Origin of the sequence: Vibrio vulnificus CMCP6 (genome assembly GCF_000039765.1) — a bacterium.
In the GTDB taxonomy this organism is placed as follows: domain Bacteria; phylum Pseudomonadota; class Gammaproteobacteria; order Enterobacterales; family Vibrionaceae; genus Vibrio; species Vibrio vulnificus_B.
Genome location: NC_004460.2, coordinates 1100992 through 1126787, shown reverse-complemented (window position 1 = coordinate 1126787; position 25796 = coordinate 1100992). Strand labels below are relative to the sequence as shown.

The following is a 25796-nucleotide window of genomic DNA, read 5'->3' as shown; positions in this document are numbered from 1 at the left end:
TTTAGAAACTTAGAGCCTTTATAAGCCATCTGCAGGATCGTTCAACCGATCATTTATCTCTTAACTGATCGGCATTAACCTCAATGCCTCTCATTATCCTATCGCTTTGACAATTCATTTGCTCTCTACTGAGCCCGAAAACGCTTCGGTGTGGTGCCGGTGTGTTTTTTAAACGTCAGTGTGAATGCTCGCTCAGATTCGTACCCTACTTGTTCGGCAATCTCGTCAATCGGCAGCAAGGATTCGAGTAGTAATTCTTGTGCTTTTTGCATTCGCAGATTGGTTAAATACTCAAACATCGGTTTACCAACCAAGCTTGAAAAGCGATTGGCAAATGCCGCGCGTGACATACCAATTTGATTGGCGACGGTTTCCAATGTCCAGCCAGTTTCCGGATGGTCATGGAGAAGCTGCAGTGCTCGAGAGATGCGTTTGTCGTTGAGTGCTTCCAAAAAGGGACTGGTTTGCTCACGTCCAAAATTAATCCGAATCAGCTCGACCAAAATGATTTCGGTGAGCTTATTGACGATAAGCTCTGAACCAGGCCCTTGTGAAAGATACTCTGAACTTAATTGGTCAAAGGTGCTGCGTAGCCAAGGGTATTTCGCCAAATCTTGATCACGAACGATGGTGACGCGCGGAAATACATCCAGCAGCGGTGTGGTCGCTGTGCGTGTAAAGCTAAAGGAACCACATAAAAGCAGTGTCGATTCGGTTAAATCGGATTTCCCTTTTTCAGGTGATTGACTGGAGAGAAGGTGATTTTGCCCGGGGCCGAGAAAGATAAGATCGCCCGCGTTCAGCTGTTCGATACGCCCATCCACATTGGCCCAACAGGCACCACGGCGGATCATGTGAAAGCTGGCGTGATCCAAATCGTTGAAGGTTTTGGTCCACGGTGCTTCGACCTGACTGCAAAAATACACACTGCCGACAACGCGTATTGCTCGAAGAATATCGCTCATCACTTCCATGTATTGCCTCCTATGAATATACGATCGATGTATTAATTCAAGATTATTGTGCATAGATAGTACGAGTGGCAAGCGCTAAATTAAACCCATAGCGAAACACACGGGAGCAAGACCATGCCAAAGATTGAAATCTACACCAAAAGCTACTGCCCACACTGTAAAGCAGCCAAACAGACCTTGGCGAGCATGGGGTTGGTTTATCGAGAAATCGAAGTCAGCGATGACCAAGCACTGTTTAACGAGATGCTAAATCGCAGCCAACGCAGAACGGTGCCGCAAATTTTTGTCGGCGATGTGCATGTTGGCGGGAATCAAGACCTTATCACAGCAATCCGAAAAGGCCGATTTGAGAAGATTCTACGTAGCCAAGCAATCCGTCACTAAATCATTACCTATTGAATAAAAATCAGAATTGAAAGGAGAACACTATGTCAACGCTCATCAATACTCATCAAAATCGCAGCGAATTTGCCCATTCACTCAACCAGTTTGCAGATCAAGCGGTGCGTTTTTCCATCGTCATCGTACTTGCATGGATAGGGGCGATGAAGTTTACCAGCTACGAAGCGGGTGCTATTGAAGGTTTAGTGGCTTCAAGCCCTCTGACTAGCTGGTTGTATAGCGTGTTTAGCTTGCAAGGCGCATCAAACCTCATTGGTTTTGTGGAAGTGGCGACGGCGGTTGCGCTACTGTTAGCCCCAGTTCATCGTGGCTTTGCGATACTTGGAGCCGCCAGCGCAACATTGACTTTTGCTGTAACAACCAGCTTCTTGTTTACTGCTCCTATTGCTGAAGCGAGCCTAGGCGGATTCCCTGCCATTTCGGTTGTGCCGGGACAATTCTTGCTTAAAGACATTGTGTTACTTTCGGCAGCGCTTTCTTTACTCGCAAAAGCTTTGCTGCGTGATGAGTAATCTGAGCTTGGTGTGAAAGACAGAGTAAAGATAAGAATATGAAAAGGGGCTGATGCCCCTTTTCGATTAATAAACGGTTTGGAAAGTCGTACGATATGTCCAACGTTTTCCTTGCACAATGACGATAGCTCGGCTGTCTTCCGCCACCTTATAGATAACGCCGTGCATATTTGAGTCGATACGTGGATCGTTTGGATCATTGCAGGTTATTGCACCATTAGAGACACGATAGAAGTTCGACATCCTCTTTACATCAGCATTTAATTGGCACGTCAGCATAAAGTCCAATTGAGCAAACATACGATCATCATTAGAGAAGATGAGTGTCATACGCTCCCAATCCGCATAGCTTTGATACATCAGATCAAAATCAGCGAGTGTTGGCAGTTTGGTGTACGTGGTGTCAACAAGTGTTCTGTCACCCTCATCTTTGACTAGTGCGGACACATTACCCTTTGAAAAATGAAACTGAACGGTGGAGTTTTGGTAATGATAGTAGTCGCCAAGTTCCGATTTCACGAAATGGTTCGTATCTATATAAGGACCAATTAAATTGTTGTCGACCACAATGCTACGATTTGAGCTGCTAATATAACCATCCTTGTATTGTTGTGGTGGTCTATATAAATAGATCGCATCTTCATTCGAGCTATAAAAAAGCGACTCCCCGTTTTTATCTTTATAAACACCATCGTAACTTTCTGCTAACTCTGATGAAGAATCAGAAGAACCATTACAGCCCGATAATGCGATTGACAATGTTATTGTCATTAACAAGCTTAAATATTTTTTCATTTTCTTTATTAATCTCTCTTAAAAAATGCCATTAAAACATGACCTTATGATTATTATGCGAATGGTTATCATCAGCAAGATAAATATGATTGAACGGGCATATATATCTGTATTTTTCTCAGGTTTGAAAATTAGAAAAAGCTAACGTTGAATGATGTTATGAACGTAGATCTAATAACTAAAATTCGAGAGGAAATTCGCTTCGCTTGTTTTTTATTGTCTATGAATGATTTTTTTTGAAGAGGTGGATTTTTCGTCAGCGTAAAATTGCATAACTTGCTTTATTGTTGAGCAATGATGGCTATCATCTGATCATAAAGCGTGTTGATAATTGGCAGTATAAAATAAACAAATCATTAGAAGAGCTAGTCGACGTCCTTCTCTTACCGTGTAAGCTTTCGTTGTAATAACCCTTCTCTTACCAACACTCTCAAACATCACAAATCTTGATCTTCTTCCCACCAGTTTGGCAAATCACAACTATGTTTAATTTATCTTTTCATGCATCAGTGAGGATATGTTCATGAGCTTATCTATCGTGCAGCGGATCTCCGCTGGATTCGTGTTAATGCTCCTTTTGCTCATCCTGTTGGGGGTCATCAGTACCCTTAAAATTCAAGGGATTAATGACGGTTTGTCTGAAGTTTCTGATCGCGCGACACCCTTGGTGGTGGCGGTCGCTGGGCTGAAGGAAGCACTGCAAGAGAGTAACCGCTGGGTTTTGGAGTATCGAGCCAGCGAGGAGGCGGCAGAGTTGCCACAACTCTCGAGTCGATTTAAATCTCAGCAGGCACGTTTTCGTGAGTTAAGCCAAGAGATGAACCAGTTTACCTCGGCAGAAGAAAGCCAAGCGCAGTTCCAGCAAGTGTTGCAGGCAACCAATCAGTTTTACGCCGATTCGGATAAGGTGCTGGCGAAACATGGCGAGTGGGTGGATGCCTTAGTCAAACGTCGTGAGCTCGAAATTGCGTTTATTCGTCTTGAAGATACTTACCAATGGGCAGCGGATTTGCTTTTGCAACAGAGCTCTAGCCAACGCTCCATGCGCAATAAAGCGGAATTGATCACCTCTGGGATTGCGCGAGATCTGAAAAATATTCGCCGTGCCGACGCTAAAACCGATCTCAATGCACTCGAGAAGGTACTGAGTAAAGATATTGAGATGGCGCGTAAACGCCTTGAGCGCGTATTAGTGCCAGAAGATGTCAAAGCACGCTATGTGGCGAACCTCAATCGCTTGCAAGAGCTGGCGCTGGGTAAGCAAGGCTTACTTGAAACCATGCGCCGAGCTCAGCAACTGGAAAACGATCTTGTGATTCAAAACCAGCAGGTGGATACCAGCCTTTCCAACAGCTTGGCAAAATTGGATGACATGGCCAGAGCGGCGGGCACCATTGCAGAGAGAAGCCGAACGTTGGCGGATGAAGCGGTGAGCAGTGCCAACTTCTGGATCATGGCGGTCTCGGCGATTTCTGCCGCCGTGGCTTTGATCATCGGTTATACCACCGCAATGAGCATCAAAAACCCACTACAGAAGATCAACAAAGAGCTCGCCTACATGGCCAAAGGGGATATGACGCGGCGCATCAATTATCAAACGGGCTGTGAGTTTGGTGAGCTTTCACGCTCCATTGACATGTTGGCGGACAAAACGGGGGAATTATTGTCGCAAATTACCGCCGGTTCTCGTCACTTAGTGGATGAAGCGAGCCGTTCGGCGGAAATCAGCGAGCGGGCCATGGCGCGGGTGCAAGAGCAGAAAAGCCAGACAGATCAAGTGGCTGCGGCAATTACCGAGCTAGAGGTGAGCGCAACTGAGGTGGCTCGCTCCACCGATGGGGCGAAAGATGAAGTGGATCGTGCCGATGCCGAAGCGAAAAGTGGCCGCCAGAAAGTGGCCAACACGCGCAAAATCACCGAGCAGCTGGCTCATGACATGGAAGCCGCTGTGGGTATCACGCACAAGCTGGGTGAGTTCAGTAACAACATTGGCAGCATTTTGGACGTGATTCGTGGCATCGCGGAGCAAACCAACTTACTGGCACTCAACGCGGCGATCGAAGCGGCGCGTGCGGGGGATGCAGGGCGCGGTTTTGCGGTGGTGGCCGATGAAGTTCGTGCCCTCGCAACACGCACGCAAACCTCAACCGAAGAGATCCAGAAAATGATTGAGAACCTTCAGCACTCCAGTAAGGAAGTGGTTGAGGTGATGGGACGCAGCCAAGATCAAACGCGAACTTGTGTGGAGCAGACGCGAGAGATGGACACGGCGCTGCAATCGATCGCCGAGCGCATGAGCGCGATCAAAGAGATGGCCGATCAAGTGGCGCATGCCGCACAAGAGCAGATTTTAGTGAGCCAGAGCGTTGCACACCACGTGACGGGCATTTCAGAAGTGGCGCACGAGACAGAGCGTGAAGCGAGAGAGTCGGCCAGCAGCAGCGAAGTGTTGGCGGATTTAGCGGCCAAACAGCAACAACTGATTGCACATTTCAAGGTTTAGGAGGGCGTATGATCAACAAGTGGATTGGAGCGCTGGGTCTCCTAGTGTGTAGCCAAGTCATAGCAAGTGAGTTGGTGATTGAAAGTTGGCGAGCGGATGACAAGGCGCTGTGGGAGCAGAAAATCATTCCAGCGTTTGAAGCTTCACATCCGGGCATCAAAGTGACCTTTCGTCCTGTGAAAAACGTCAACTACATGCCGACGTTGTGGGAAAACCTTAAAGCAGGCAAAGCGGGTGATTTAATTACTTGCCGTCCTTTTGATGATTCCTTAGCGCTCTTTAAAGCGGGGCATCTGGCCGAGATTACCGAAATGGCTGGGATGGAGAATTTCCCGAGCTTTGCACAAGCACCTTGGCAAACCGATTCTGGCGCGCAAACGTTTTGTGTACCAATGGCATCGGTGATTCACGGTTTCTTTTATAACAAGCAGATTTTCAATCAGCTTGGTTTGAGTGTGCCAAAAACGCGTGAGCAATTTTTCTCTGTCCTCGACAAAGTGAAAGCAGATGGGCGTTATGTACCTTTGGCGATGAGCGGCAGCGAGAGTTGGGTGTCGTCCGAATTGGGCTTTCAAAACATTGGGCCGAATTACTGGAAAGGTGAAGATGGCCGCTTAGCGCTGATTAATGGTCAAGAGCGTTTAGATGATGGACAATACGTGCAGGTGTTTGAAGAACTGGCGCGTTGGCGTCGCTACTTAGGAACGGGTGGGGAAAACCGAGATTATGGGGCCACCAATGACCTGTTTACTTCCGGCAAGGCGGCGTTTTATGTCGCAGGCTCGTGGGAGATCGCCCCTTTTACCGACAAACTCGACTTTGGCGTGATGCCGCCACCGGTCGCCAATCAGGGCGATGGCTGTTTTTTCACTGACCATACCGACATCGGCATGGGGATGAATCCGGCCAGTAAGAATCCGCAAGCGGCGATGGCCTTTTTGCAATGGCTGACCACGCCACAGTTTGCAGAGCTTTATACCAACTCTTTGCCGGGCTTTTTCTCGCTTTCAAACCACTTCTTTGAGGTGAGCAATCCTGCGGCGCGTGAAATGATGGAATGGCGCGACCAATGTGATTCCACCATACGTGTGGCCACGCAAATTCTCTCCCGTGGTCAGCCTAAGCTAGGGGATGAGCTGGCGGAAGTAAGCCAAGCGGTGCTGCTTGGTAAAATGGCACCGAAAGCGGCGGCAACGCGCTTAGAAAATGGACTGAAAGATTGGTATGCACCCCATAAAAACAGCAAAGCCAAAGGTCAGGAATGCCAATGTTCAGCGGTGACGCCATTGGCGACCTCAAGCGTCAATGTTGCAGAATCGGCTGTCGTTTCGGTGGAAGGAGAAGAGAGCCTTTCGGAATAACATCGACTCTGGGGTATGGCAAAAAGCGGCTGTTTCAGGCCGCTTTCTATTACTCAGCAGCCTGAACAGTGGTGGTTTATTGAGGCTGTTGCAGTTTTGCTTTCGCTTCTTCCACTTTAGAGAAATCAAGCCCAAGTTCTTCCACGGCTTCTTTAATCAGCGCAGGATTTTGCATCACTTGCGCCATCAGCATTTGCAGTTGCTCTTGAGGTAAACCAAGTTGCATGATGGTTGCCATAGCGGCCAGTGGGTTCTGCGTTAGGGTTTGAAATAGCTCGTTGATTTGCTCGTCGCTGATATTGTTCTCTTTCAACATTGCTAGAATCGGGTTCATCACAGTTCCTTTTATTACCAAATGAAATAGTCGTGAATTCTAACATTGGCAATGGCTGGCGTGAACCTTGATTCGCTGGCAGCAGCCTACGTTGTTTTAGAGCCACAAATAGAAAAGCCCAAGTTGAGAAGTCTCTCCACTTGGGCTTTTGCATTGGAACTGAGGCGTTCGCGTGAAACGTGCGAATTACACGTAGTACGCTTCAACCGTACCTTTCAGTTGAATCAGCATTGGGTTGCCGTAGCGGTCTTTCGCTTTTGGAGAAGCGATTTTGATCCAACCTTCGCTAACACAGTATTCTTCAACGTCGTTACGCTCTTTGCCGTTAAAACGGATACCGATTTGGTGATCAAAGCACTCTTTTACGAAGAATGGGCTACGTGCGTTGCCCGATAGACGGTCTGGAAGTGCTGGTTTTGCAGTTGTATCGTTCATGTTCTTTAACCTGAAATCGCTAAAAAGTGCGCCATTGTAGACAGAGCCAGCGCTCTGTTCAAGCTCTCTGCTTGCGGAACGTGGCTGGGCAAGTTTGCACGAAGGAAAAAGCCGCCTTGCGCTAGGCATAAAGGCGGCTTGCAACACGAAAACTAGCCGAGGAGATCGGCATAGCGTTCTCTCAAGCGGCGTAACTTAGGTTCAATCACCACCGCGCAGTATTGCTTTTCAGGGTTATCGCTGTAGTAATTTTGATGGTGAGTTTCTGCTTGGTAAAACTGCTCGAAATCCACCACCTCTGTCACGATTGGCTCATCAAAATAGGGTGCGACCTCAGCAATCACTTGTTGTGCGATGCGTTTTTGTTCCTCATCATGCGCCAAAATGATGCTGCGATATTGCGTACCGCGATCCGCCCCTTGGCGATTTAGCGTGGTGGGGTTGTGTGTGGTTAGATGAACCAACAACAGCGCTTCATAACGAATTATGTCGGGGTCGAAACTCACTTGAATGACTTCGGCGTGGCCCGTTTTCCCACTGCACACTTCACGGTAGCAAGGGTGTTTAACATGGCCACCACTGTAGCCACTTTTCACATCAAGTACGCCTTTGAGCTGAGAAAACATCGCCTCGGTACACCAAAAGCAGCCACCACCAAAGGTAGCAAGTTGCGTGGTCATGATGCCTCCTGGTTTACTTTTTCAATTGAAACGGCATTCACACAATAGCGAAGCCCGGATGGTGCCGGCCCATCGGGAAATACGTGCCCAAGGTGCGATTCGCATTGGTTGCAGCGTACCTCGATTCTTGGTCTGGCCAAGGTTTCATCCAGATGGTAGGAAATCGCATTGCTTTTCATTGGCTGAGCGAACGATGGCCAACCGGTTCTTGAATCGAACTTACTGCCCGAATCAAACAGCAGGTTTTGGCAACCTGCACAGCGGTACAAACCCGGTTCAAACAGTTCGCACATTTGGTTAGAAAAAGGACGCTCAGTACCATGTTGCCTCATCACGTAGTACTGCGCTTCGCCAAGTTGCTCACGCCACTGCGCATCGCTTTTTCTCACGACGGTATCAGGCTGAGGATTTCCTTGGTGGGTGAAGGTGATGATATCTTGCCATGTCAGCATAACGCCTCCTTTGTTTATTCTTTCAATCAGACCGCACATCGCCCCGATTTCTTTCACGCTCTCTTGTACGCAGGGTGACGATAAAATGTGCAGAATGTCACGTCCTAAGCAACCATTGGAATAAGTGCTCGGTTTGGTATTCATCAAGCCGCTACAATGCGAGTTCTTAAAACAATCATAATGGACTTATTAACTATGACACGTCGTTGTACCGCGTGGTTGGCTGCGCTTCCCCTTCTTCTTTCCAGTGTTTCTCATGCGTATGATCTTACTTACGAAGATTTTGACGAAGAAACGTTAGCAGTGTTAAAGCAAGCCGAAACGTCTAAAGATGCACAACTGCTTTTCAAAGCGTCAGAGATCCTCATCGACGAATCGATGATGCAAGAAAACGTTGATCAAGGGTTGCTTTATCTCAAGCAGTCCGCCGATCTCGATAACCTAGAAGCACTGAGTACTTTGGCGGAGCACTATTACTATGAGGAAGCATATCAGCAGGCTCTACCGCTCTATCAAAAACTGGCCGAGAAAGGTGATGCCATTGCGCTTTACTACTTGGGTGTGATGTATTTTGATGGTGAAGGTGTTGAACAGGATCAGAAAAAAGGCAACGAATACTACCTCGCATCCGCGCAGAAAGGCGATGAAGATGCGATGTTCCAACTGGCTTTTTCATACAATGACGGTTTAGGCATTGAGCAAGATTTTAAGCAGGCGAACCATTGGTTCGCGAGCGCCGCTGAAAAGGGACATGCATTGGCGACTTTTAATCTTGGTGTCAGTTACTTGCAAGGTGAAGGCGTGGCGCGTGACTGCCAAAAAGCCATTACTCTGTTTGAGCACGCCATTGAACTTGATGACGAATCAAAGGCCTATCAGATCATGGGTAAAATCTACTCCGAGCCTAGATACATGCGATCTTGTGGAATCAAATCGGCAGACTACAAAAAAGCGCTGGAGTATTTCCAATATGCAGCGGAATGGGGTGAGGAGTACAGCCAGTTTATGATTGGTTCTTTCCACTTTAAAGGGCGTGGTGTGGAGCGTAATTACGTCAAAGCACTGGCTTGGTACAACATCGCTTATGAAAATGGTTATGATGAAGCTGAAAAGGCGATCAAAGAAGTGAAAGGAAAAATGAACGAGAAAGAGATCGCCAAAGCAGGTGAATATCAAGAAGCGATTGAAGAAACGCTATAAGAGTTGTGCTTGGTTTTGACCTTATCGGCAGCATGAGAGGACTGAGCACAGTCCTCTTTTTTATTAAGAAAGAATCAAAAAATAGCCAATTCCACCGATGGACAGCATCCCCAGTAAGAATGAGCCAATTTGCAATAAACCGTCACGTTCCATCAAACCAAGCCCCATGATCATCACCACAAATGCCGGTGCGATATTGGTAAATGGGAAAGGCAGCGATATCAGTAAACCGAGTAGCAGAATAATACAACCGTTCACTTGATCGACGACAGGCGCTTCCATGTACTGAATTCGAGGGTAGATATACTGCTCAAGTTTACGTACCTTGGGCTCGAACGCTCGAAGAATCGCTTGTACTTTTTCGTTGGGCAGTTCTCTATCCAAAATGACACTTGGTAGCCACGCTTTTCTCCGTCCCAAAATCATCTGCAACCCGAGTGTTGCTATCAAGATTCCGCCAATAATCGAAACGAGCGGAAGGACATTAAATAATGCGATGAGCATGAGTAACATACCGAAGGTTCGGTCACCCAATCGATCGGTTAAGTTTCTCAAGGTAATTCCGGGAGATTGAGCTTGTTTAATCAGCTCAACGATGACATCTGACGTTCTGCTACGCTGGTTTTCCGGTACAGCAAATAGCGCCTTATTGTCATCTCCTTGTGGTTCCAAAGTCGAATATCCTTATTGGTGTTTTTAACGCGCCCATCGTAGGGTAGATTGCCTTTCTCATCAATTCTTCTTGTTGATTTTTTTGTATGTTATTTAACGCACTCTGACATAGTGATTTTTCACCATGTGGTCCGCTAAGCGTTCAGCATGAATATGCTTAAAGTTCAACGCCTTTGGTAAGCGGCCAAACAGTGGAATGCCAGCGCCTAACAGCACAGGAATGGTGGTGATGATCATCTCATCAATCAAATCCTCGGCCAAAAAACTCTGCACGGTTTTTCCACCATCGATATAAAGGCGTTGATAGCCCTGTTGATGTAGCTGTGCAACCATCGTTGGTAACGCCCCTTGCACCAAAAATACCTTGTCTTGATAGCCTTCTGGCACACTTTTCAAGGTATTACTCAGCACAAAAACCGGCTTGTTGTAAGGCCATTCCACGCCAAAACTGAGCACCATTTCAAAGGTGTTTCTGCCCATCACCAACGCATCAACACTGGCCATAAAATCGGCAAAGCCAAAGTCCGAACCATCTGGATTGGGCACTTGATGCAGCCAGTCCATTTCGTTGTTTGGTCCTGCGATATAGCCATCTAAGCTGGTGGCAATGTAGACAATGTTGGACATCGATTTTCTCCAGTAGGTGATTGAGGGCTGAGGGTGTCACAACCCACTGACAATTACTGTCAGTATGGTGTGCAGCGTCCCAATTTGGGATAGGAAATCCGCTATAATGACGGCACGTTTGTTGTGATACAGGATCTCCCGATGCACTATACCTTAGCAGATAAGAGCGCGATTGAAGCGATAAAAACACTTTTTTGTCAAACCTTTACCGATTCGGAAGGTGAAGCTGAAGGGCAGTTGATTGGCCAACTGGCGTCGGATTTGATCGAGCAAACGCACAATGACGATCTTTTTATCTATATCGCAGCGGAGGGTGAAGCGGTGGTGGGCGCGATTTTGTTTACTCGTTTGCATTACCCCTGTGGTACGCCCGTGTTTGTGATGGCTCCGGTTGCTGTGGCCACTTCCTGTCATGGTCAAGGAATTGGACAAGCGTTAATTGCTTTCGGCTTGCAGGAGATCAAAGCACAAGGCGTTGAAGTTGCCGTCACGTATGGGGATCCGAACTTTTATCACAAGACAGGTTTTGTCCCTGTTGATACCCAAACCATCGCTGCGCCGTACTCGTTGCAATTTCCTCACGGCTGGCAAGCACAGTCGCTAACAGGTGAAGCACTGCCCGTTTTAAAAGGGCCTGTGACGTGTGTGGCGGCGTTTTGCGATCCGCAATTTTGGTGATGATGATAGAGAAAACGATGGTGTCGCCGAGTTGCATCCCAAACGGTGGATTTCGACGCAAAAAGCCCGCGATGTGACTCGCGGGCTTTGTCGTTAGAATGAGGCTACCTTTATGGCGTTACTCTTATGGTGTTACCACACCGAACCACATGTCGAATTTATCAAAGACCGACATCAGCGTTTGGAACTGCGCTTGGTTTGAAACACTAAACTCACCGGCTTTGACCTGATCTTGCAGTGTCGCTTGCTTGGTCAGCATTTTCTCAAACGCTTGGCGGGTTAAGTTAATGGTCAAATCCGCATTATCAAATTGGCTACCAGAGTACGATTTCAATACCGAGTTGCTCAGCTCCATCGAGTATTGGCCGTCGCCTTTGACATTGATGTTCACTTTGATATCGAGGCCATTCGCCGCGTCAGGTTTTACCGTCACGCCGAGATACTTCATGAACTGATCAAACGGCATATTCTTAGCAATTGCGGCCGTGTCTGGCGTTGCGACGGGTTTGATGCCTTGGCGCAGCTCTTTCGCACCGCCAAGATAGTAGTTACGCCAAGGGCCAGATTCCGCCTGATAACCCAATTGCTCCATTGCATCCGCTTCTAAGTAGCGAGCGTCCATATTGTTTGGGTTGGAGAAAGTCACGTTGTTAAGCAGTGTCACCGCCCAGCGGTATTCACCGTTTTTCACTGCTTGCTCAGCCAGTTCTATCACTTTCTCTTCCCCGCCCATCGCTTCAACGTATTTTGCGCCTTGTTCACTTGGTGTCAGCGGGTTTAGGTTGGCTGGGTTGCCATCCCACCATGCACCAAAGTAGAAGTCGTACGTCGCGCGAGCATTGTGCGATACCGTGCCGTAGTAACCGCGGTTGTACCATTCTTTGCCTAGCGAATCTGGCAGGGTAATTTCTGCTGAAATCTCATTTGGTGTATAGCCTTTGTTGGCGAGACGCAGGGTTTGGTCATGGACAAACTTGTACATGTCGCGCGTTTTCTCAAGCTGAGTTTGGATCTTCTCTTTGCCAAAGGTTGGCCAGTGGTGAGAGGCGATCATGGTATCGGCTTTGTCACCGTAAGTTTTCAGCGCTTGGTCAATGTATTCAGCCCAAGAAGAAGCATCACGTGTTTTCGCGCCGCGCAGTGTCGAGATGTTGTGGATGGTGTGCGTCATTACTTCCGCCGCCATCATGGTTTTGTATTGTGGGAAGTAGAACATAAATTCTGACGGAGCTTCGGATTCCTGCGCCATGATCACTTCCAGTTCCACACCATCGACCGCCATTTTCTGCCCGGTGATATTGGCAATGTGCGTTGGTTTCACGATGCCAGGCGCTCCGGATGAGGTGGTTTTACCCAAACCGCCATCCACTTGCCCTTGGCTGCTCGCTTCAAGCAGGTTGCCATACATGTAAGAAGCGCGACGCGACATGGTGTTGCCTGCCATCAAGTTCTCGGCAATCGAGTGAGAGAAAAAGCCCTCTGGCGCAAGAATATCGACTTTACCAGCATCAATCGCTTTTTGGCTGGTGATGCCAAGGATGCCACCAAAGTGGTCAACGTGTGAGTGGGTGAAAATCACGCCCGTTACCGGCGCATCTTCCACTTTGTCACGCAGCAATTTCAGCCCTGCCGCGGCGGTTTCTGGTGAAATGAGTGGGTCGATCACGACCCAACCTTTGTCACCGCGGATAAAGGTCATCACCGAGAGATCAAAACCGCGTACTTGGTAAATGCCCTCTTTCACTTTGAACAAGCCATCGATGTTGTTCAGTTTTGCTTGGCGCAGCAGTGAAGGGTTGACGGTTTGAATGTTCTTCTCTTGTTCAACAAAGTCGTATTTGCTGAAGTCCCAAATCACATTGCCTTTGGCGTCTTTGATGGTTTTTTCTGGCCAAGTAGCAATGTAACCGCGTGAGGCATCTTCAAAATCACTTTGATTGGCGAAGTCGAGGTAGCTTTTGAGTTGGTTGTTTTTCTCGATGGTGAACGAAGAAGCTTGTTTAGGCTCGCTGCTGGTTGGGGCAGCGAACGTTAGAGCTGGGAATAGAGTGGCGATAATCGCTAGCGATACAATCGATTTTTGTCGTTTCATGGTTTATCTCTCTCTGAAAGCGGCGCGTTGAGCATCCGTCGTTAAGGAGAGATTAATGAGTGTGGATTAAACAATCGATAGACTAAGCCTGAAAAGTAAATTTAGTTTTATTTAATCCACTTTGGCGTTAGCCTTCAACATCGTTAACGAAATGTCGCAGTTGCTTGCATCAGAGCACTCTTAAGCCATTGATGTCCGGAATCTTGTTGCTGGCTATGGTGCCATGTCATGTAGATAGGCAACTTATTAAGCTTAAAGGGCAGCGGCATCACTTGCAGTTGGTGCGCTTTGGCCATCAAATCGGCATGCCATTGGCCAGTGACGCAGATCCAATCGGTTTGTGCTGCCATCATGATGGCGTTGCAGCTGGAACCGGTTTTATAGGCGATGTTTCTTTGTGGTTGTGGCTCCAGCGCCAGTGAGTCAACGATGTCTTGGTTTTGCCGTTTGGTTTCCCACAACAAGTGCTGCTCGGCAAAAAACTGTTGATGAGTGATGGTGTTTTGAATGCGTGGATGATCTTGGCGGCACACCATCACCAGAGGCAGTTCGAACAACAATTCGTTGTGATAACCGTGTTCATCAAACGGCACAGTGGCGAGAATCATGTCCACTTTGCGGGTACGCAAATCCGCTTGGCGATCGCGCTCGTCTAAATGTTCCACATCGGCACAGAGCTTGACGTTTGGAGCGTGCTGCGCGAGGTGATCCATCAAGGGAGGCAGCAGCATTAAATCGATGTCTTTATGACTGGAGAGACGAAAAGTGCGATGGCTGGTGTCAGGATTAAACTGCTGACGGGATTTAGCGCCATTAAGCAGCAGGCTAAGTGGCTCTTGGATTTCAGCATGCAGCTCAATGGCAAAATTCGTTGGCGTAATGCCCCGACCTTGGCGAATAAAGAGCGGATCTTGGTACTGCTCGCGCAAGCGATTCAGGGCGTGGCTGACCGCTGGGGCGGTAATGCCCAGCGTTTCTGCCGCTTCGTTTACGCTGCGCGTTTTCATCACCACATCAAAGGTTTTCAGTAAGTTTAGATCCATCGTCATCTCGTTAGGTGCCCATCTTGTGCGCTGCTGAAACGTTGATTTTTACCCATTCGTCCGTTTGGCTCAAGTGATGTTCGGTGAGCACAAACCCTATTTCTAAAGTTGGTGGGCTACTTCATTCCTTTAAACACGCCAACCTAAATATATAAGCAAATTATATAAATATTTATCCATTGCGAGATGTAATCCTGACAACAAAAAATTGTTACCTTTCTTGGGACATTTTTTATTGCGCTGAGTAAATTATGACCTTACTATCGCATCGCTTCTTGATGATAGCCAATCCGAGTACATCACAGCTGTTTTATGTGGCAAGGCGATAGAGCAACTATCCAAGAGTGACTTTGACGGCGCACCAGCGCTTTTATTGACGCTCCACTTTTCATACCCATTCATCTCTTATGTATGAAAAGTGCCCCATTACTTTGGAGGTTTGCTATGGCACATTCACAATCTATTTTTGATATTCATTCACTAACTTCACCAGTGCTAAGCGCAGAAGAAATCCACTTGATCGAAGCGTCGGTTGAGCAATTTGGTGCGCCACTCTTGCTATTGGACTGCGATGTGATTCGTCAGCAGTACCGCGCTTTGAAAAACGCGTTGCCAAACGTGACGCTGCACTACGCATTAAAACCGCTGCCACACCCAGTGGTGGTGCGTACTTTGTTAGCAGAAGGGGCGAGTTTCGACCTTGCAACAACAGGGGAAGTGGAGTTGGTCGCTTCTGAAGGCGTACCGGCGGATCTCACTATCCACACTCACCCAATCAAGCGTGATGCCGATATTCGTGATGCACTGGCTTACGGTTGCAACGTATTTGTAGTGGATAACTTGAATGAACTGGAAAAATTCAAAGCGTATCGCGATGACGTCGAGTTATTGGTGCGCTTGAGCTTCCGCAATTCAGAAGCGTTTGCTGACTTGTCGAAGAAGTTTGGTTGTTCACCAGAGCAGGCATTAGTGATCATCGAAACGGCAAAAGAGTGGAATATTCGCATCAAAGGTTTGTCGTTCCATGTGGGCTCACAAACTACTAACCCAAACAAGTATGTTGAAGCGATCCACACTTGCCGACATGTGATGGAACAAGTGGTTGAACGCGGTTTGCCAGCGTTGAGCACGCTTGATATTGGTGGTGGCTTCCCTGTGAACTACACCCAACAAGTGATGCCGATTGATCAATTCTGCGCGCCAATTAATGAAGCGCTAAGCTTGTTGCCAGAAACGGTCCACGTTTTGGCTGAACCGGGTCGCTTTATCTGTGCACCTGCGGTGACCAGTGTGGCTTCAGTGATGGGGCAAGCCGAGCGTGAAGGGCAAATTTGGTACTACTTGGATGACGGTATTTATGGCTCGTTCAGTGGTTTGATGTTTGACGATGCGCGTTATCCGCTCACCACCATCAAACAAGGTGGCGAGCTGATCCCAAGCGTACTTTCTGGCCCAACGTGCGACAGCGTGGATGTGATTGCAGAAAACATTCTGCTGCCAAAATTGAACAATGGCGATTTGGTAATTGGCCGCACCATGGGTGCCTACACCAGTGCAACCGCGACCGATTTTAACTTCTTTAAACGCGCTCAAACTATTGCGCTGAATGAATTTGTTGCAAGCAGCGAACGCATGATTGGCTAAGCCAAACACACTCGAATATCAAAAACGCTCACTTCGGTGAGCGTTTTTCGTTGTGTTACGACAATCCTGATTCGACTTCTTTGAGCCAGTTTGGTATCTGTTTACGGTACCAATCGATGTACATCTTGGCCTCTTGTTTTTCTCGGCTAACGAGCAAATTGGTCACTTCAACGATGAGCCATCCTTTTACCAAGATCAGTTGCCGAACAAGGGTGTCGTTGGATAGGCGAGGGTTGTGTTGGCGATACAGACTTGCGATAGCATGGTAGTCAGTGAGTTTACCAAGGCCACGTACTAACGGCGCCAGATCAATCGCAGGGCTGCCCAAGCCAAAACGTTCCCAATCAAACAAAACCAGTTCTCCTGAGGCGCGAGTGCCCCAATTGCCCTCGTTAGAATCACCTGAGATCAAGCCGTCGTGTTCGAAGATCTCGCCACTGATGGTTTGTAGTGCGCGTATGCTGTTTGCATTTTGATTAGATAGTGCCAGCGAGCGTAATGCTTTCTCGGTGTCTTCGGCTTGCCAACGGTGTGTTTTTACAGCGAAGTCTGGGCGATATTGTGTTTGATGAATACTTGCTAACTGCTCAAAAGTGTTTGTATTTTTAAGCAAGTCGGCCAGGGTCACTTGGTGAGGAATCTGTTCGATATACAAGGTATCGTTACACACGTCCAACAAGCGAGGTGTGTTCACACCGGTAAGTTTGTCTGCTGCATGTTGATAAAAGTGAATTTCAACCGCTGAAGCGCCCTGCTTTTGAATACAAGGTTGGCCATGGTGGTTGACGAGCGATACTTTTGCCGCGCCCATTTTTGATAAATCTTTATTGCTCATGTCGGCTTATTCTCATGTTGTCATACTGCAATTTGAACGGCTGATTGGGTGATGAAGGTCTGTTTTACGACAAATTCAGTAAAGCCGTCAAAACCAAAGCGCATTTTCGCTGATTAATTGCTCAGTCAGTGATGCCACCGATATACTGGCCCTTTCGTCTCAATGGAAATGAACCGATGAAAAACAGCTTGAGCATTCGCGCGTACACCAAGCAACTGCAGAGCCACACTCATGAAGACTACCATCAGCTGGTTTTGCCTTTACAGGGCAGCATCGAAATCACCATGCCGCACTACTCGGGTAAAGTGGTCGTTGGTCACTGCGTTGTGATCTGCGCGGGTCGTCAGCATGCTTTCAAAGCCGATGAAGAGGCTCGTTTTATCGTTGCGGATCTCTTGTCTTTGCCTGTACATCTGCACGAGAGTGAGATGCCAGTTTTTCGCATTACCCCCCCATTACAGAGCTTTCTCTCTTTTGTCGAAAAACAGCTTGAGTTCCAAGTCGACAGTGGCATTGAAGCGTCGATTCTTGATGTTTTCTCGATGTTGTTGACTCAACAAGCCTTAAAGCAGGTGGTGGAGCCGCGGATACGTACGGTGCAAAGCTACATTGTGGAACATCTCGACCAGCCGCTCACCATTGAGTTGCTCGCAAATCGGGCGTGCTTAAGCCCAACCCAATTTAAAAAGCGTTTTAAAGAGAGCGTCGGTGAGAGTGCATTGCAATACATAACCGCGCTGCGAATGGAAAAAGCCAAAGCCCTGCTGACTCATACCGATTTACCGGTGCAACGTGTGGCCGAGCAAGTGGGCTATAGTGACCTCTCTGCCTTCAGTCGCCGTTTCTCGCGACATTTTGGTTTGTCGCCCAGAGCCTTTTGTCGCGCTTAAAAAGAGCGTCTCTACAATCAACTAATACGTCCTTTTGGCCAAGTTATTCTGTTCTTCTATGGTTAGCATATCGTCATCATTTAACAAAAAGAGTAACCCTGATGACGGATTTGGCATTGGCTTCCTCCATCACCTCTAAGACGAAAGGACGTGGGGCGATCTTGCTGGCGTGTGTGCTCTGGGGCACGACAGGTACGGCAGCCAGTTTGACACAATCGGTATCGCCATTAGCAATAGGTGCATTTGCGATGGGCTTTGGCGGGCTGTTGCAAGCGTTTTTGGCCCGTCGTGCCATCGTCTATCAATGTCGCATTTTGCTTGAGTTCAAGCGGCCTCTGCTGATAAGTGCCGTTGCCTTAGCGGTTTATCCTTTGGCCTTTTACACCTCAATGCAACTGGCGGGCGTGGCGGTAGGTACGGTTATTTCCATCGCCAGTGCGCCATTTTTTACTGTGATGTTAGAGCGTCTTTTTGGCCAAGGTGTGAACATCTCGCGACGCTGGTGGCTCAGCTTTGCCATTGGCGTGCTGGGTATTACGTTATTGGCCACGGCAAAAGCTCCTCTACATGGTGAAAGTGGCGCAAATTATATGCTGGGCATTTTGCTCGGTTTGGCGGGCGGTTTGGCCTATGCGATCTACTCTTGGGTGGCCAAAGCGATGATTTTACAAGGCGTAAAATCCCAAGCGGCAGTGGGGGCGATTTTTGCGCTTGGTGCCAGTTTATTGTTACCCAGTTTAGCGTGGACAGGCGATCAGCTATTGGCCACTCCGCTGAATACCAGCGTGGCAATTTACATGGCGCTGCTGCCGATGTGCGTAGGGTATTTATTGTTTGGTTTTGGGCTGCGTTATGTTGAAGTACACAGCGCCAACTTACTCACTTTGTTTGAGCCGGTGATCGCCAGCCTATTAGCGGTGTGGGTTGTCGGCGAGTCCATTTCACCGCTTGGCTGGCTTGGCATCACCTTCATCGGTGGGTGTTTGGTGATGCAAAGTGCAGCAAAAAGTGACTGAACGCAAACCCAGATGGTATGCATTCTTTTGACCATGACCAACAACTGCTAAACTGCGACCACATTTACAAAATTGCCAAATTGAACGTATGACATCCAACGAGCGCCGCGACGCGATTCTTAAACATATTCAGCAACATCAAAGTGGTTCGGTGAACGACTTTGCGGTGAAGTATCAGGTTTCTGAAGTGACGATTCGTAATGATCTCAATATTCTAGAGAAAAAAGGCTGTGTTACGCGCTGCTATGGTGGGGCGATGATCAACGCCCAATTCGCCTTTGATAAGCCCCTTCAGGATAAAAAACAGATCAATCAAGACATCAAAAGCTTATTAGGCCAATACGCCGCTTCTTTGGTGGAAGATGGCGATACCTTGATTTTGGATTCCGGTTCAACCACGGAGCAAATTGCTTTTCATTTGACGGAAAAACAGCACCTAAAAGTGATGACCAATGCCATCAACATTGCCTACCACTTGGCCAACCGCGACAACATCGAAGTGATTGTCACAGGTGGTTTAATGCGCAAAAACTCCTATTCCTTACATGGCGAATCGGGTGAGGCATTGCTGGGGCAATTTCGCTTCAACAAACTGTTCTTAGGGGTTGATGGTTTTGACAAACTGGCGGGGGTGACAACGCCGCATTCTGGCGAAGCCAGCATTAACCGCAGAATGGTTGAGGCAGCACAAATGGTTATTGCGGTTACCGATTCAAGCAAATTTGATCGGCAAAGTTTTTGTCTGATTGCGCGCCCAGAGCAACTGGATATGCTGATCACCGACAGTGGCATCCCCGAAGATTACCACCGAGAACTCACCGAAATGGGGGTGGATGTTCGCCTTGTAGACCTGCTTTAAAGCAGGTCTATTTTTCTCTCAATTTCACAAAGTGTGATCTTACGCAGGTCTCGATGTGAAATCCTGCCGCTATTTTGACCAATCCTCTCTCTTTCACTTTCATTTCTCCGTTTTTCTTATTTTCCTTACGTTTGGTGGGTTTTTCTGCCGTTTGAGTGAAAGTAAAACCTTTCACTTTGCGTGAAACGAAAGGTTTTTTGACCTAAAAACGAAAGGTTACCCACTGTGATCTCCCTTTCACTTTTCATTTTTTAGCCCTGTTTTAATAACAACGAAAAGAGAGCGAAAGCTTTCTGATGGAAAGTGAAAGGTAACGAAAGGCGAGTAAGTGATGACCAGTGCAGAGCGTAGACAACGAATTATGTCTCACATCCGACAACACGGCAGTGGCAAAGTCGACGATTTTGCTTTGGCGTTTAATGTGTCGGCAGTCACCATCCGTCATGATCTCAATCTCTTGGAAAAAGAGGGATGCGTTTTCCGCTGTTATGGTGGCGCCAATCTCAATCCCAACTTTGCTTTCGACCAGCCGCTTTATCGCAAAGATCAAATCAATCGCGATATCAAACAGATGATTGCTTATGCCGCCGCGCAACTGATCGGGGATGGTGAGGCGATCATTTTGGACTCCGGCTCCACCATCGCTTTGATGCCTCAGCACCTTACCCAGAAAAAATTGGTGGTGATGACCAATGCCCTCAACACCGCGTACCAACTGAGTCACAACGACAACGTGGAACTGCACGTCATTGGCGGCAGTCTGCGCCGTGCTTCTTGCTCGCTGACAGGGCATCACGGTGAGCAGCAGATCCGCACTTACCTGTTCGACAAATTGTTTTTAGGTGTGGATGGCTTTGATCTGCAAGCGGGCATTACCACGCCGGACAACCACGAAGCGCAAGTGAACCGCGCGATGTGCGATGTGGCGAGACAAGTGATTGCAGTGACCGACTCGAGCAAATTTGGCCGCAAAAGCTTTTGCATGATCCGCGCTGCCAACCAAATCGATGTGCTGGTGACGGACAGCCACATTCCTCATGCCACCCATGAAGCGCTTCTAGCGATGGGGGTTGAAGTGATTCTCGCCGACCAAATGGCGCCAAACCGTAAGTTGAACTAGGACCAAACATGAAAACGCTACTTTCTTTAATTCAGCAACACAAACAAGGCCACGCGAAGGGCATTTACTCAGTGTGTTCCGCACACCCTTTGGTGTTGGAAGCGGCGATCAAACAAGCGGCGCGTGATGGTCAGTTGGTGCTGATTGAAGCAACCTCAAACCAAGTAAACCAGTTTGGCGGCTACACCGGGATGACACCACAAGTGTTTGCCGACTATGTAATGACCTTAGCGGAGCGTTTGAATTTCCCGAAAGCGCGTTTGGTGCTGGGTGGGGATCATCTTGGTCCAAACTGTTGGCAGCATTTACCCGCAAGACAAGCGATGGAGTACTCCGCACAACTGATTCACGATTACGTGATGGCGGGTTTTAACAAAATTCACCTCGATTGCTCCATGGCGTGTGAAGGCGATGCCATTCCCCTCAGTGAGCAAGTGATGGCCGAGCGCGCTGCGCAGCTCTGTTTAGTCGCCGAGCAAGCGTGGCAAGCGCGTGGGGGCGAAGCGCCTTTGTATGTTGTGGGGACGGAAGTGCCAACTCCGGGCGGCGCGTTGGAATCGCTGCAAGAACATGAGTTGCAAGTGACCAAACCAGAGCAAGCTTTGGCGACGCTTGACGCGCATCACCAAGCGTTCAGTGATTTAGGGCTGGGCTACGTGTGGCCTCGCGTGATTGGTTTGGTGGTGCAGCCAGGGGTGGAGTTTGATCACCACCATGTGCATCACTATCAAAGTGATCAAGCACAAGCCCTGAGCCAGCTGATCGACACTCAGCCGCATTTGGTGTTTGAAGCACACTCGACCGATTACCAAAATCCGGCGGCTTATCATGAGCTTGTTCGTGATCACTTTGCGATTTTGAAGGTGGGCCCAGCATTAACGTTTGCACTGCGTGAAGCGCTATTTGCCCTCGATCGCGCTGAAAAAGAGTGGCTGGGTGTTCATCAGGCCTCACACCTACGTGACACCATTGAACAAGTGATGCATGAACAGCCCAACTATTGGCGTTCTCATTATCAAAGCCAAGGCCATCAACAGTTTCTTGATTGCAATTACAGCTTGAGCGACCGCATTCGCTACTACTGGACACACCCAGCGGTGCAAGCGGCGCAACAAGCGATGTTTACGCACCTTATTTCCCAGCCTCTGCCGACAACGCTGCTGAGCCAATATTTGCCAGCGCAGGCACGAGCCATTGCCCAGAACCAGATTTGTAACCATCCCGCTGACATCATCATTCACAAAATTATGGAGGTCACGCAGCTCTATTCCGACGCGTGTTACCACAATGCAGCGGTATGCAAGGAGACCATCTAATGACGACTTTTTTAGGCTATTCATCCACTTGGCTTGAAGCGCACAACGGCATTCATACCGCGCAAGAGATCAGCCATCAGCCCGCACTTTGGCGTGCATTGGCGGAGATTCTGCAGCAGCAAGCGCCAAGCATTGAAGCGTTTCTTGCGCCGTTGCTGGCACGCCAAGATCTACGCATTATTTTGACAGGCGCGGGCACGTCTGCGTTTGTCGGGGATGCGGCGCTGCCGTTTATTCAAGCCGATCTGCGTTTTCAAGTGGCGTCGATTCCAACGACGGATTTGGTTTCCAACCCTGAACAATATTTGGATCCCACTCGCCCGACGTTACTGGTCTCTTATGCGCGCTCTGGTAACAGCCCAGAGAGCGTGGCGGCCGTTAAACTGGTTGATCAGTTAGTCGACGAGGCTTACCACCTGTTTTTGACCTGCAATGGCGAAGGCGCACTCTCTCGCTATGCTCAGCAAGCCAGCAATGCGCTGTGTGTGTTGATGCCCGAGGGCTCAAACGACAAGAGCTTTGCCATGACATCGAGCTTTAGCTGCATGTTGATGTCGACGTTAGCCTTGCTTGGTGAATTCTCAGCGGAGGCCATGTTCGCGACGGCGGCTTTGTGCGAAAGCAAATTGACGCAATGGCCAGAAGCGGTCAAACAGCTAGCCGCGCTGCCGTATGAACGGCTTATCGTACTTGGCAGTGGCGGTTTTGCGGGTTTGGCGCGCGAAGCTTCGCTCAAATCTCTCGAATTGAGCGCAGGCAAAGTGATGACCGCGTTTGATTCCTCGCTGGGTTTCCGCCATGGGCCAAAATTCACCATTAATGACAAAGCGCTGGTGGTTCAACTGCTGTCCAGTGATGACTACACCCGCCAGTATGACTTGGATCTGCTGCGCGAAATTCGCCGCGACAACCAAGCCCTGCGCCACGTGGCCTTAACGGAAAAACCGTTGAGTGAAGAACACGTCTTCGAGTTAGGGCAGCTCGGCCTTGGCGACCGCTGGCTCTGTTTCCCATACATCCTATTTTGCCAAATGCTGGCGTTTGAAAAATCGCTCCAGCTTGGCTTTGGCCCTGACAATCCATGCCCAACAGGGGAAGTGAACCGCGTGGTTCAAGGGGTCACCATTTACCCGTTTCACACCAATCGTCCACAACCATCTACTTCGAATCTATAAGGAAATTGAACATGCCAAATATCGTACTCAGTCGTATTGATGAACGTTTAGTCCATGGCCAAGTCGGCGTGCAATGGGTCGGGTTTGCTGATGCCAATATCGTGGTGGTGGTGAACGATGACGTTGCTCAAGACACCATTCAACAGAATCTGATGGAGATGGTGTTAGCTGATGGCATTGCCATCCGTTTTTGGACGGTGCAGAAAACCATCGACACCATCCACAAAGCGGCCGATCGCCAACGCATTTTGTTGGTGTGCCGTACACCGAAAGATTTTCGCCAGTTGGTGGAAGGGGGCGTGCCGATCCAAAACATCAACGTCGGCAACATGCATTACGCCGACGGTAAAAAACAGATTTCTAAAACGGTTTCGGTCGATGCCGAAGACGTGGCGGATTTTCAACAACTAAAAGCACTAGGCGTGCGCTGCTCCATTCAGGGCGTCCCAACAGAAAGTGCAACCGATCTCTTTACTCTACTCTGATAAAAGGACATCTATCATGGAAATAGGACTCTTACAGGCATTGTTGCTAGGCATACTGGCCTTTCTGGCCGGTCTTGACCTCTTCAATGGCTTGACTCACTTCCACCGACCTGTGGTTTTGGGTCCTCTCGTTGGTCTGATCTTGGGCGATCTGCAAACCGGTATTTTGGTGGGCGGTACGCTAGAACTGATCTGGATGGGCTTGGCGCCTTTAGCGGGTGCGCAGCCACCAAACGTTATCATCGGTACGATTGTGGGCACCACTTTTGCCATCACCACCAAAGTGGAACCGAACGTGGCGGTTGGCGTGGCGGTACCGTTCGCCGTTGCGGTGCAAATGGGCATCACGTTGCTCTTCTCTGCGATGTCTGCCGTGATGTCGAAGTGTGACGAATACGCACAAAACGCCGACACCGATGGCATTGAACGCGTTAACTACTTCGCGCTTGCTGTGCTTGGCACCTTCTACTTCCTGTGCGCATTTTTACCTATCTATCTTGGTGCAGAACACGCAGGCACCATGGTTTCTGCCCTACCGAAAGAGCTGATTGATGGCCTAGGTGTGGCAGGTGGCATCATGCCCGCTATCGGTTTCGCGGTACTGATGAAAATCATGATGAAGAATGCCTACATCCCTTACTTCATCTTAGGTTTTGTTGCTGCCGCTTGGCTTGAGCTGCCTATCTTGGCGATCGCTTCTGCGGCCACGGCCATGGCGATTATCGACTTTATGCGCAAATCAGAACCGACTCCTGTGACTGCCCCTGCTGAGGATCTTGAAGATGGAATCTAACGTAATCAAACAAATGGATCTGGACAACGTGAATCCAGACGTAAGACCGGCTCCCGGCGTGGCGGCGGACGAATATGAGAACAAAGAGATTGGCGCTGAGTTGACGAAAGCAGACATCAACCGCATGGCGTGGCGCTCTTTGCTACTGCAAGCCTCGTTCAACTTTGAACGTATGCAAGCGTCTGGTTGGCTTTACGGCTTGTTGCCAGCGTTGAAGAAAATTCACACCAACAAGGCCGATCTCTCCAAAGCGATGCAAGGGCACATGGGCTTCTTCAACACTCACCCGTTCCTTGTCACCTTCGTGATGGGCATCGTACTGGCGATGGAGCGTTCAAAACAAAACATCAACAGTATTCAGAGCACCAAAATTGCCGTGGGCGCGCCAATGGGCGGGATCGGCGATGCGATGTTCTGGTTAACCCTGCTGCCAATTTGTGGCGGTATCGGCGCGGACCTTGCGCTACAAGGCTCCATCATGGGCGCGGTGTTCTTCTTCGTCTTGTTTAACGTGGTGCATTTTGGTTTGCGCTTCGGTTTGGCGCACTACGCCTACCGCATGGGTGTGGCGGCGATTCCGATGATCAAAGCCAACACCAAGAAAGTGGGTCACGCTGCTTCCATGGTGGGTATGACGGTGATTGGTGCGCTGGTGGCCACTTACGTTCGCCTCTCAACCACCGCAGAAATTACCGCCGGTGACGCCGTGGTGAAACTGCAAGCCGATGTGATCGACAAGCTAATGCCAGCCTTCCTACCACTGCTTTACACCTTGGCGATGTACGCATTGGTGAAACGTGGTTGGAGCCCACTCAAACTGATTGCCATCACGGTGACATTGGGTGTCGTGGGTCGCTTTATGGGCTTCCTATAAGCGCGGATACATCGCAACAACAACGAAAG

Annotated in this window: 26 protein-coding genes and 1 pseudogene; 16 read left to right on the top strand and 11 right to left on the bottom strand. The window is 48.8% G+C overall.

All coding sequences use genetic code 11. The annotated features are described in order from the left end of the window. Positions 1 to 125: 125 nt before the first annotated feature. A complete protein-coding gene (locus VV1_RS20010) occupies positions 126 to 974 on the bottom strand; it encodes an AraC family transcriptional regulator (protein ID WP_011081950.1) in 849 nt (282 codons plus the stop codon). A gap of 114 nt (positions 975 to 1088) precedes the next feature. Between VV1_RS20010 and grxC the strand changes: the two genes are divergently transcribed. Next, the gene (gene grxC, locus VV1_RS20005) at positions 1089 to 1358 is read left to right on the top strand and encodes a glutaredoxin 3 (protein ID WP_011081949.1); all 270 of its coding nucleotides are present in this window, start codon (positions 1089 to 1091) and stop codon (positions 1356 to 1358) included. A 44-nt stretch (positions 1359 to 1402) separates the two neighbouring features. After that, a complete protein-coding gene (locus tag VV1_RS20000; RefSeq protein WP_011081948.1) occupies positions 1403 to 1888 on the top strand; it encodes a YkgB family protein in 486 nt (161 codons plus the stop codon). A 66-nt stretch (positions 1889 to 1954) separates the two neighbouring features. Here VV1_RS20000 and VV1_RS19995 read toward each other — a convergent pair whose 3' ends face one another. Then, complete coding sequence (locus VV1_RS19995) at positions 1955 to 2683, bottom strand: hypothetical protein (RefSeq protein WP_043921185.1); 729 nt, start codon at positions 2681 to 2683, stop codon at positions 1955 to 1957. A 523-nt stretch (positions 2684 to 3206) separates the two neighbouring features. Between VV1_RS19995 and VV1_RS19990 the strand changes: the two genes are divergently transcribed. Then, entirely contained in the window at positions 3207 to 5186 is a 1980-nt protein-coding gene (locus VV1_RS19990) for a HAMP domain-containing methyl-accepting chemotaxis protein (RefSeq protein ID WP_015728397.1), read from the top strand. Between the two features lie 8 nt (positions 5187 to 5194). Continuing rightward, positions 5195 to 6487: pseudogene (locus VV1_RS19985) on the top strand (ABC transporter substrate-binding protein); the annotation flags it as partial. Between the two features lie 136 nt (positions 6488 to 6623). On the opposite strand, the gene VV1_RS19980 reads toward VV1_RS19985, so the two are convergent. The 4 genes from VV1_RS19980 to msrB form a co-directional block, all read right to left on the bottom strand. Next, positions 6624 to 6881, bottom strand: coding sequence for a DUF2999 family protein (locus VV1_RS19980; RefSeq protein ID WP_011081944.1), 258 nt, complete (start codon positions 6879 to 6881; stop codon positions 6624 to 6626). A gap of 186 nt (positions 6882 to 7067) precedes the next feature. Continuing rightward, complete coding sequence (locus VV1_RS19975; RefSeq protein ID WP_011081943.1) at positions 7068 to 7316, bottom strand: DUF3297 family protein; 249 nt, start codon at positions 7314 to 7316, stop codon at positions 7068 to 7070. A 152-nt stretch (positions 7317 to 7468) separates the two neighbouring features. Beyond that, positions 7469 to 7996, bottom strand: coding sequence for a peptide-methionine (S)-S-oxide reductase MsrA (msrA, locus tag VV1_RS19970; RefSeq protein ID WP_011081942.1), 528 nt, complete (start codon positions 7994 to 7996; stop codon positions 7469 to 7471). Next, on the bottom strand, positions 7993 to 8448 hold the full coding sequence (gene msrB, locus VV1_RS19965) for a peptide-methionine (R)-S-oxide reductase MsrB (protein WP_011081941.1): 456 nt from the start codon (positions 8446 to 8448) through the stop codon (positions 7993 to 7995). The genes msrA and msrB overlap by 4 nt, the downstream gene beginning before the upstream one ends. A gap of 180 nt (positions 8449 to 8628) precedes the next feature. On the opposite strand from msrB, the gene VV1_RS19960 reads away from it, so the two are divergent. Next, a complete protein-coding gene (locus VV1_RS19960) occupies positions 8629 to 9648 on the top strand; it encodes a tetratricopeptide repeat protein (RefSeq protein ID WP_225453762.1) in 1020 nt (339 codons plus the stop codon). A gap of 63 nt (positions 9649 to 9711) precedes the next feature. On the opposite strand, the gene VV1_RS19955 is transcribed toward VV1_RS19960, so the two are convergent. Then, on the bottom strand, positions 9712 to 10320 hold the full coding sequence (locus VV1_RS19955; protein WP_011081939.1) for an exopolysaccharide biosynthesis protein: 609 nt from the start codon (positions 10318 to 10320) through the stop codon (positions 9712 to 9714). A 93-nt stretch (positions 10321 to 10413) separates the two neighbouring features. Beyond that, a complete protein-coding gene (locus VV1_RS19950; protein WP_011081938.1) occupies positions 10414 to 10947 on the bottom strand; it encodes a dihydrofolate reductase family protein in 534 nt (177 codons plus the stop codon). A gap of 141 nt (positions 10948 to 11088) precedes the next feature. Between VV1_RS19950 and VV1_RS19945 the strand changes: the two genes are divergently transcribed. Next, positions 11089 to 11625, top strand: a complete 537-nt coding sequence (locus tag VV1_RS19945; protein ID WP_011081937.1) for a GNAT family N-acetyltransferase — start codon at positions 11089 to 11091, stop codon at positions 11623 to 11625. A gap of 124 nt (positions 11626 to 11749) precedes the next feature. On the opposite strand, the gene VV1_RS19940 is transcribed toward VV1_RS19945, so the two are convergent. Both VV1_RS19940 and VV1_RS19935 read right to left on the bottom strand, forming a co-directional pair. Next, positions 11750 to 13717, bottom strand: coding sequence for an alkyl/aryl-sulfatase (locus VV1_RS19940; RefSeq protein WP_011081936.1), 1968 nt, complete (start codon positions 13715 to 13717; stop codon positions 11750 to 11752). Between the two features lie 143 nt (positions 13718 to 13860). After that, positions 13861 to 14760, bottom strand: coding sequence for a LysR family transcriptional regulator (locus tag VV1_RS19935; RefSeq protein ID WP_043921184.1), 900 nt, complete (start codon positions 14758 to 14760; stop codon positions 13861 to 13863). A 444-nt stretch (positions 14761 to 15204) separates the two neighbouring features. On the opposite strand from VV1_RS19935, the gene VV1_RS19930 reads away from it, so the two are divergent. Next, positions 15205 to 16404 carry a type III PLP-dependent enzyme gene (locus VV1_RS19930; protein WP_011081934.1) on the top strand — a complete coding sequence of 400 codons (1200 nt, stop codon included), beginning with the start codon at positions 15205 to 15207 and terminating at the stop codon, positions 16402 to 16404. A gap of 55 nt (positions 16405 to 16459) precedes the next feature. Here the strand turns inward: VV1_RS19930 and VV1_RS19925 are convergent, their stop codons facing one another. Further along, positions 16460 to 17239, bottom strand: coding sequence for a phosphotransferase (locus tag VV1_RS19925; RefSeq protein WP_043921183.1), 780 nt, complete (start codon positions 17237 to 17239; stop codon positions 16460 to 16462). Positions 17240 to 17415: 176 nt separating this feature from the next. Here VV1_RS19925 and VV1_RS19920 point away from each other — a divergent pair, with 176 nt between their 5' ends. The 9 genes from VV1_RS19920 (at position 17416) to agaE (ending at position 25767) form a co-directional block, all read left to right on the top strand. Continuing rightward, positions 17416 to 18129 (top strand): helix-turn-helix domain-containing protein, encoded by a 714-nt coding sequence (locus tag VV1_RS19920; protein ID WP_011081932.1) that lies wholly within the window; start codon positions 17416 to 17418, stop codon positions 18127 to 18129. Between the two features lie 101 nt (positions 18130 to 18230). Continuing rightward, positions 18231 to 19145, top strand: coding sequence for a DMT family transporter (locus VV1_RS19915; protein ID WP_011081931.1), 915 nt, complete (start codon positions 18231 to 18233; stop codon positions 19143 to 19145). Positions 19146 to 19233: 88 nt separating this feature from the next. Beyond that, complete coding sequence (gene agaR, locus VV1_RS19910) at positions 19234 to 20004, top strand: transcriptional repressor AgaR (protein ID WP_011081930.1); 771 nt, start codon at positions 19234 to 19236, stop codon at positions 20002 to 20004. A gap of 331 nt (positions 20005 to 20335) precedes the next feature. Continuing rightward, entirely contained in the window at positions 20336 to 21124 is a 789-nt protein-coding gene (gene agaR, locus VV1_RS19905; RefSeq protein ID WP_011081929.1) for a transcriptional repressor AgaR, read from the top strand. Between the two features lie 8 nt (positions 21125 to 21132). Then, positions 21133 to 22440: a D-tagatose-bisphosphate aldolase, class II, non-catalytic subunit gene (locus VV1_RS19900; protein WP_011081928.1), complete on the top strand. Its 1308-nt coding sequence runs from the start codon at positions 21133 to 21135 to the stop codon at positions 22438 to 22440. Further along, complete coding sequence (locus VV1_RS19895) at positions 22440 to 23615, top strand: AgaS family sugar isomerase (protein WP_011081927.1); 1176 nt, start codon at positions 22440 to 22442, stop codon at positions 23613 to 23615. Before VV1_RS19900 ends, VV1_RS19895 begins: the two co-directional genes overlap by 1 nt. An 11-nt stretch (positions 23616 to 23626) precedes the next feature. Beyond that, positions 23627 to 24100, top strand: coding sequence for a PTS N-acetylgalactosamine transporter subunit IIB (gene agaV / locus VV1_RS19890; RefSeq protein WP_011081926.1), 474 nt, complete (start codon positions 23627 to 23629; stop codon positions 24098 to 24100). Between the two features lie 16 nt (positions 24101 to 24116). Continuing rightward, the gene (gene agaW, locus VV1_RS19885) at positions 24117 to 24893 is read left to right on the top strand and encodes a PTS N-acetylgalactosamine transporter subunit IIC (protein WP_011081925.1); all 777 of its coding nucleotides are present in this window, start codon (positions 24117 to 24119) and stop codon (positions 24891 to 24893) included. Continuing rightward, on the top strand, positions 24883 to 25767 hold the full coding sequence (agaE, locus tag VV1_RS19880) for a PTS N-acetylgalactosamine transporter subunit IID (RefSeq protein ID WP_011081924.1): 885 nt from the start codon (positions 24883 to 24885) through the stop codon (positions 25765 to 25767). The genes agaW and agaE overlap by 11 nt, the downstream gene beginning before the upstream one ends. Positions 25768 to 25796 lie beyond the last annotated feature (29 nt).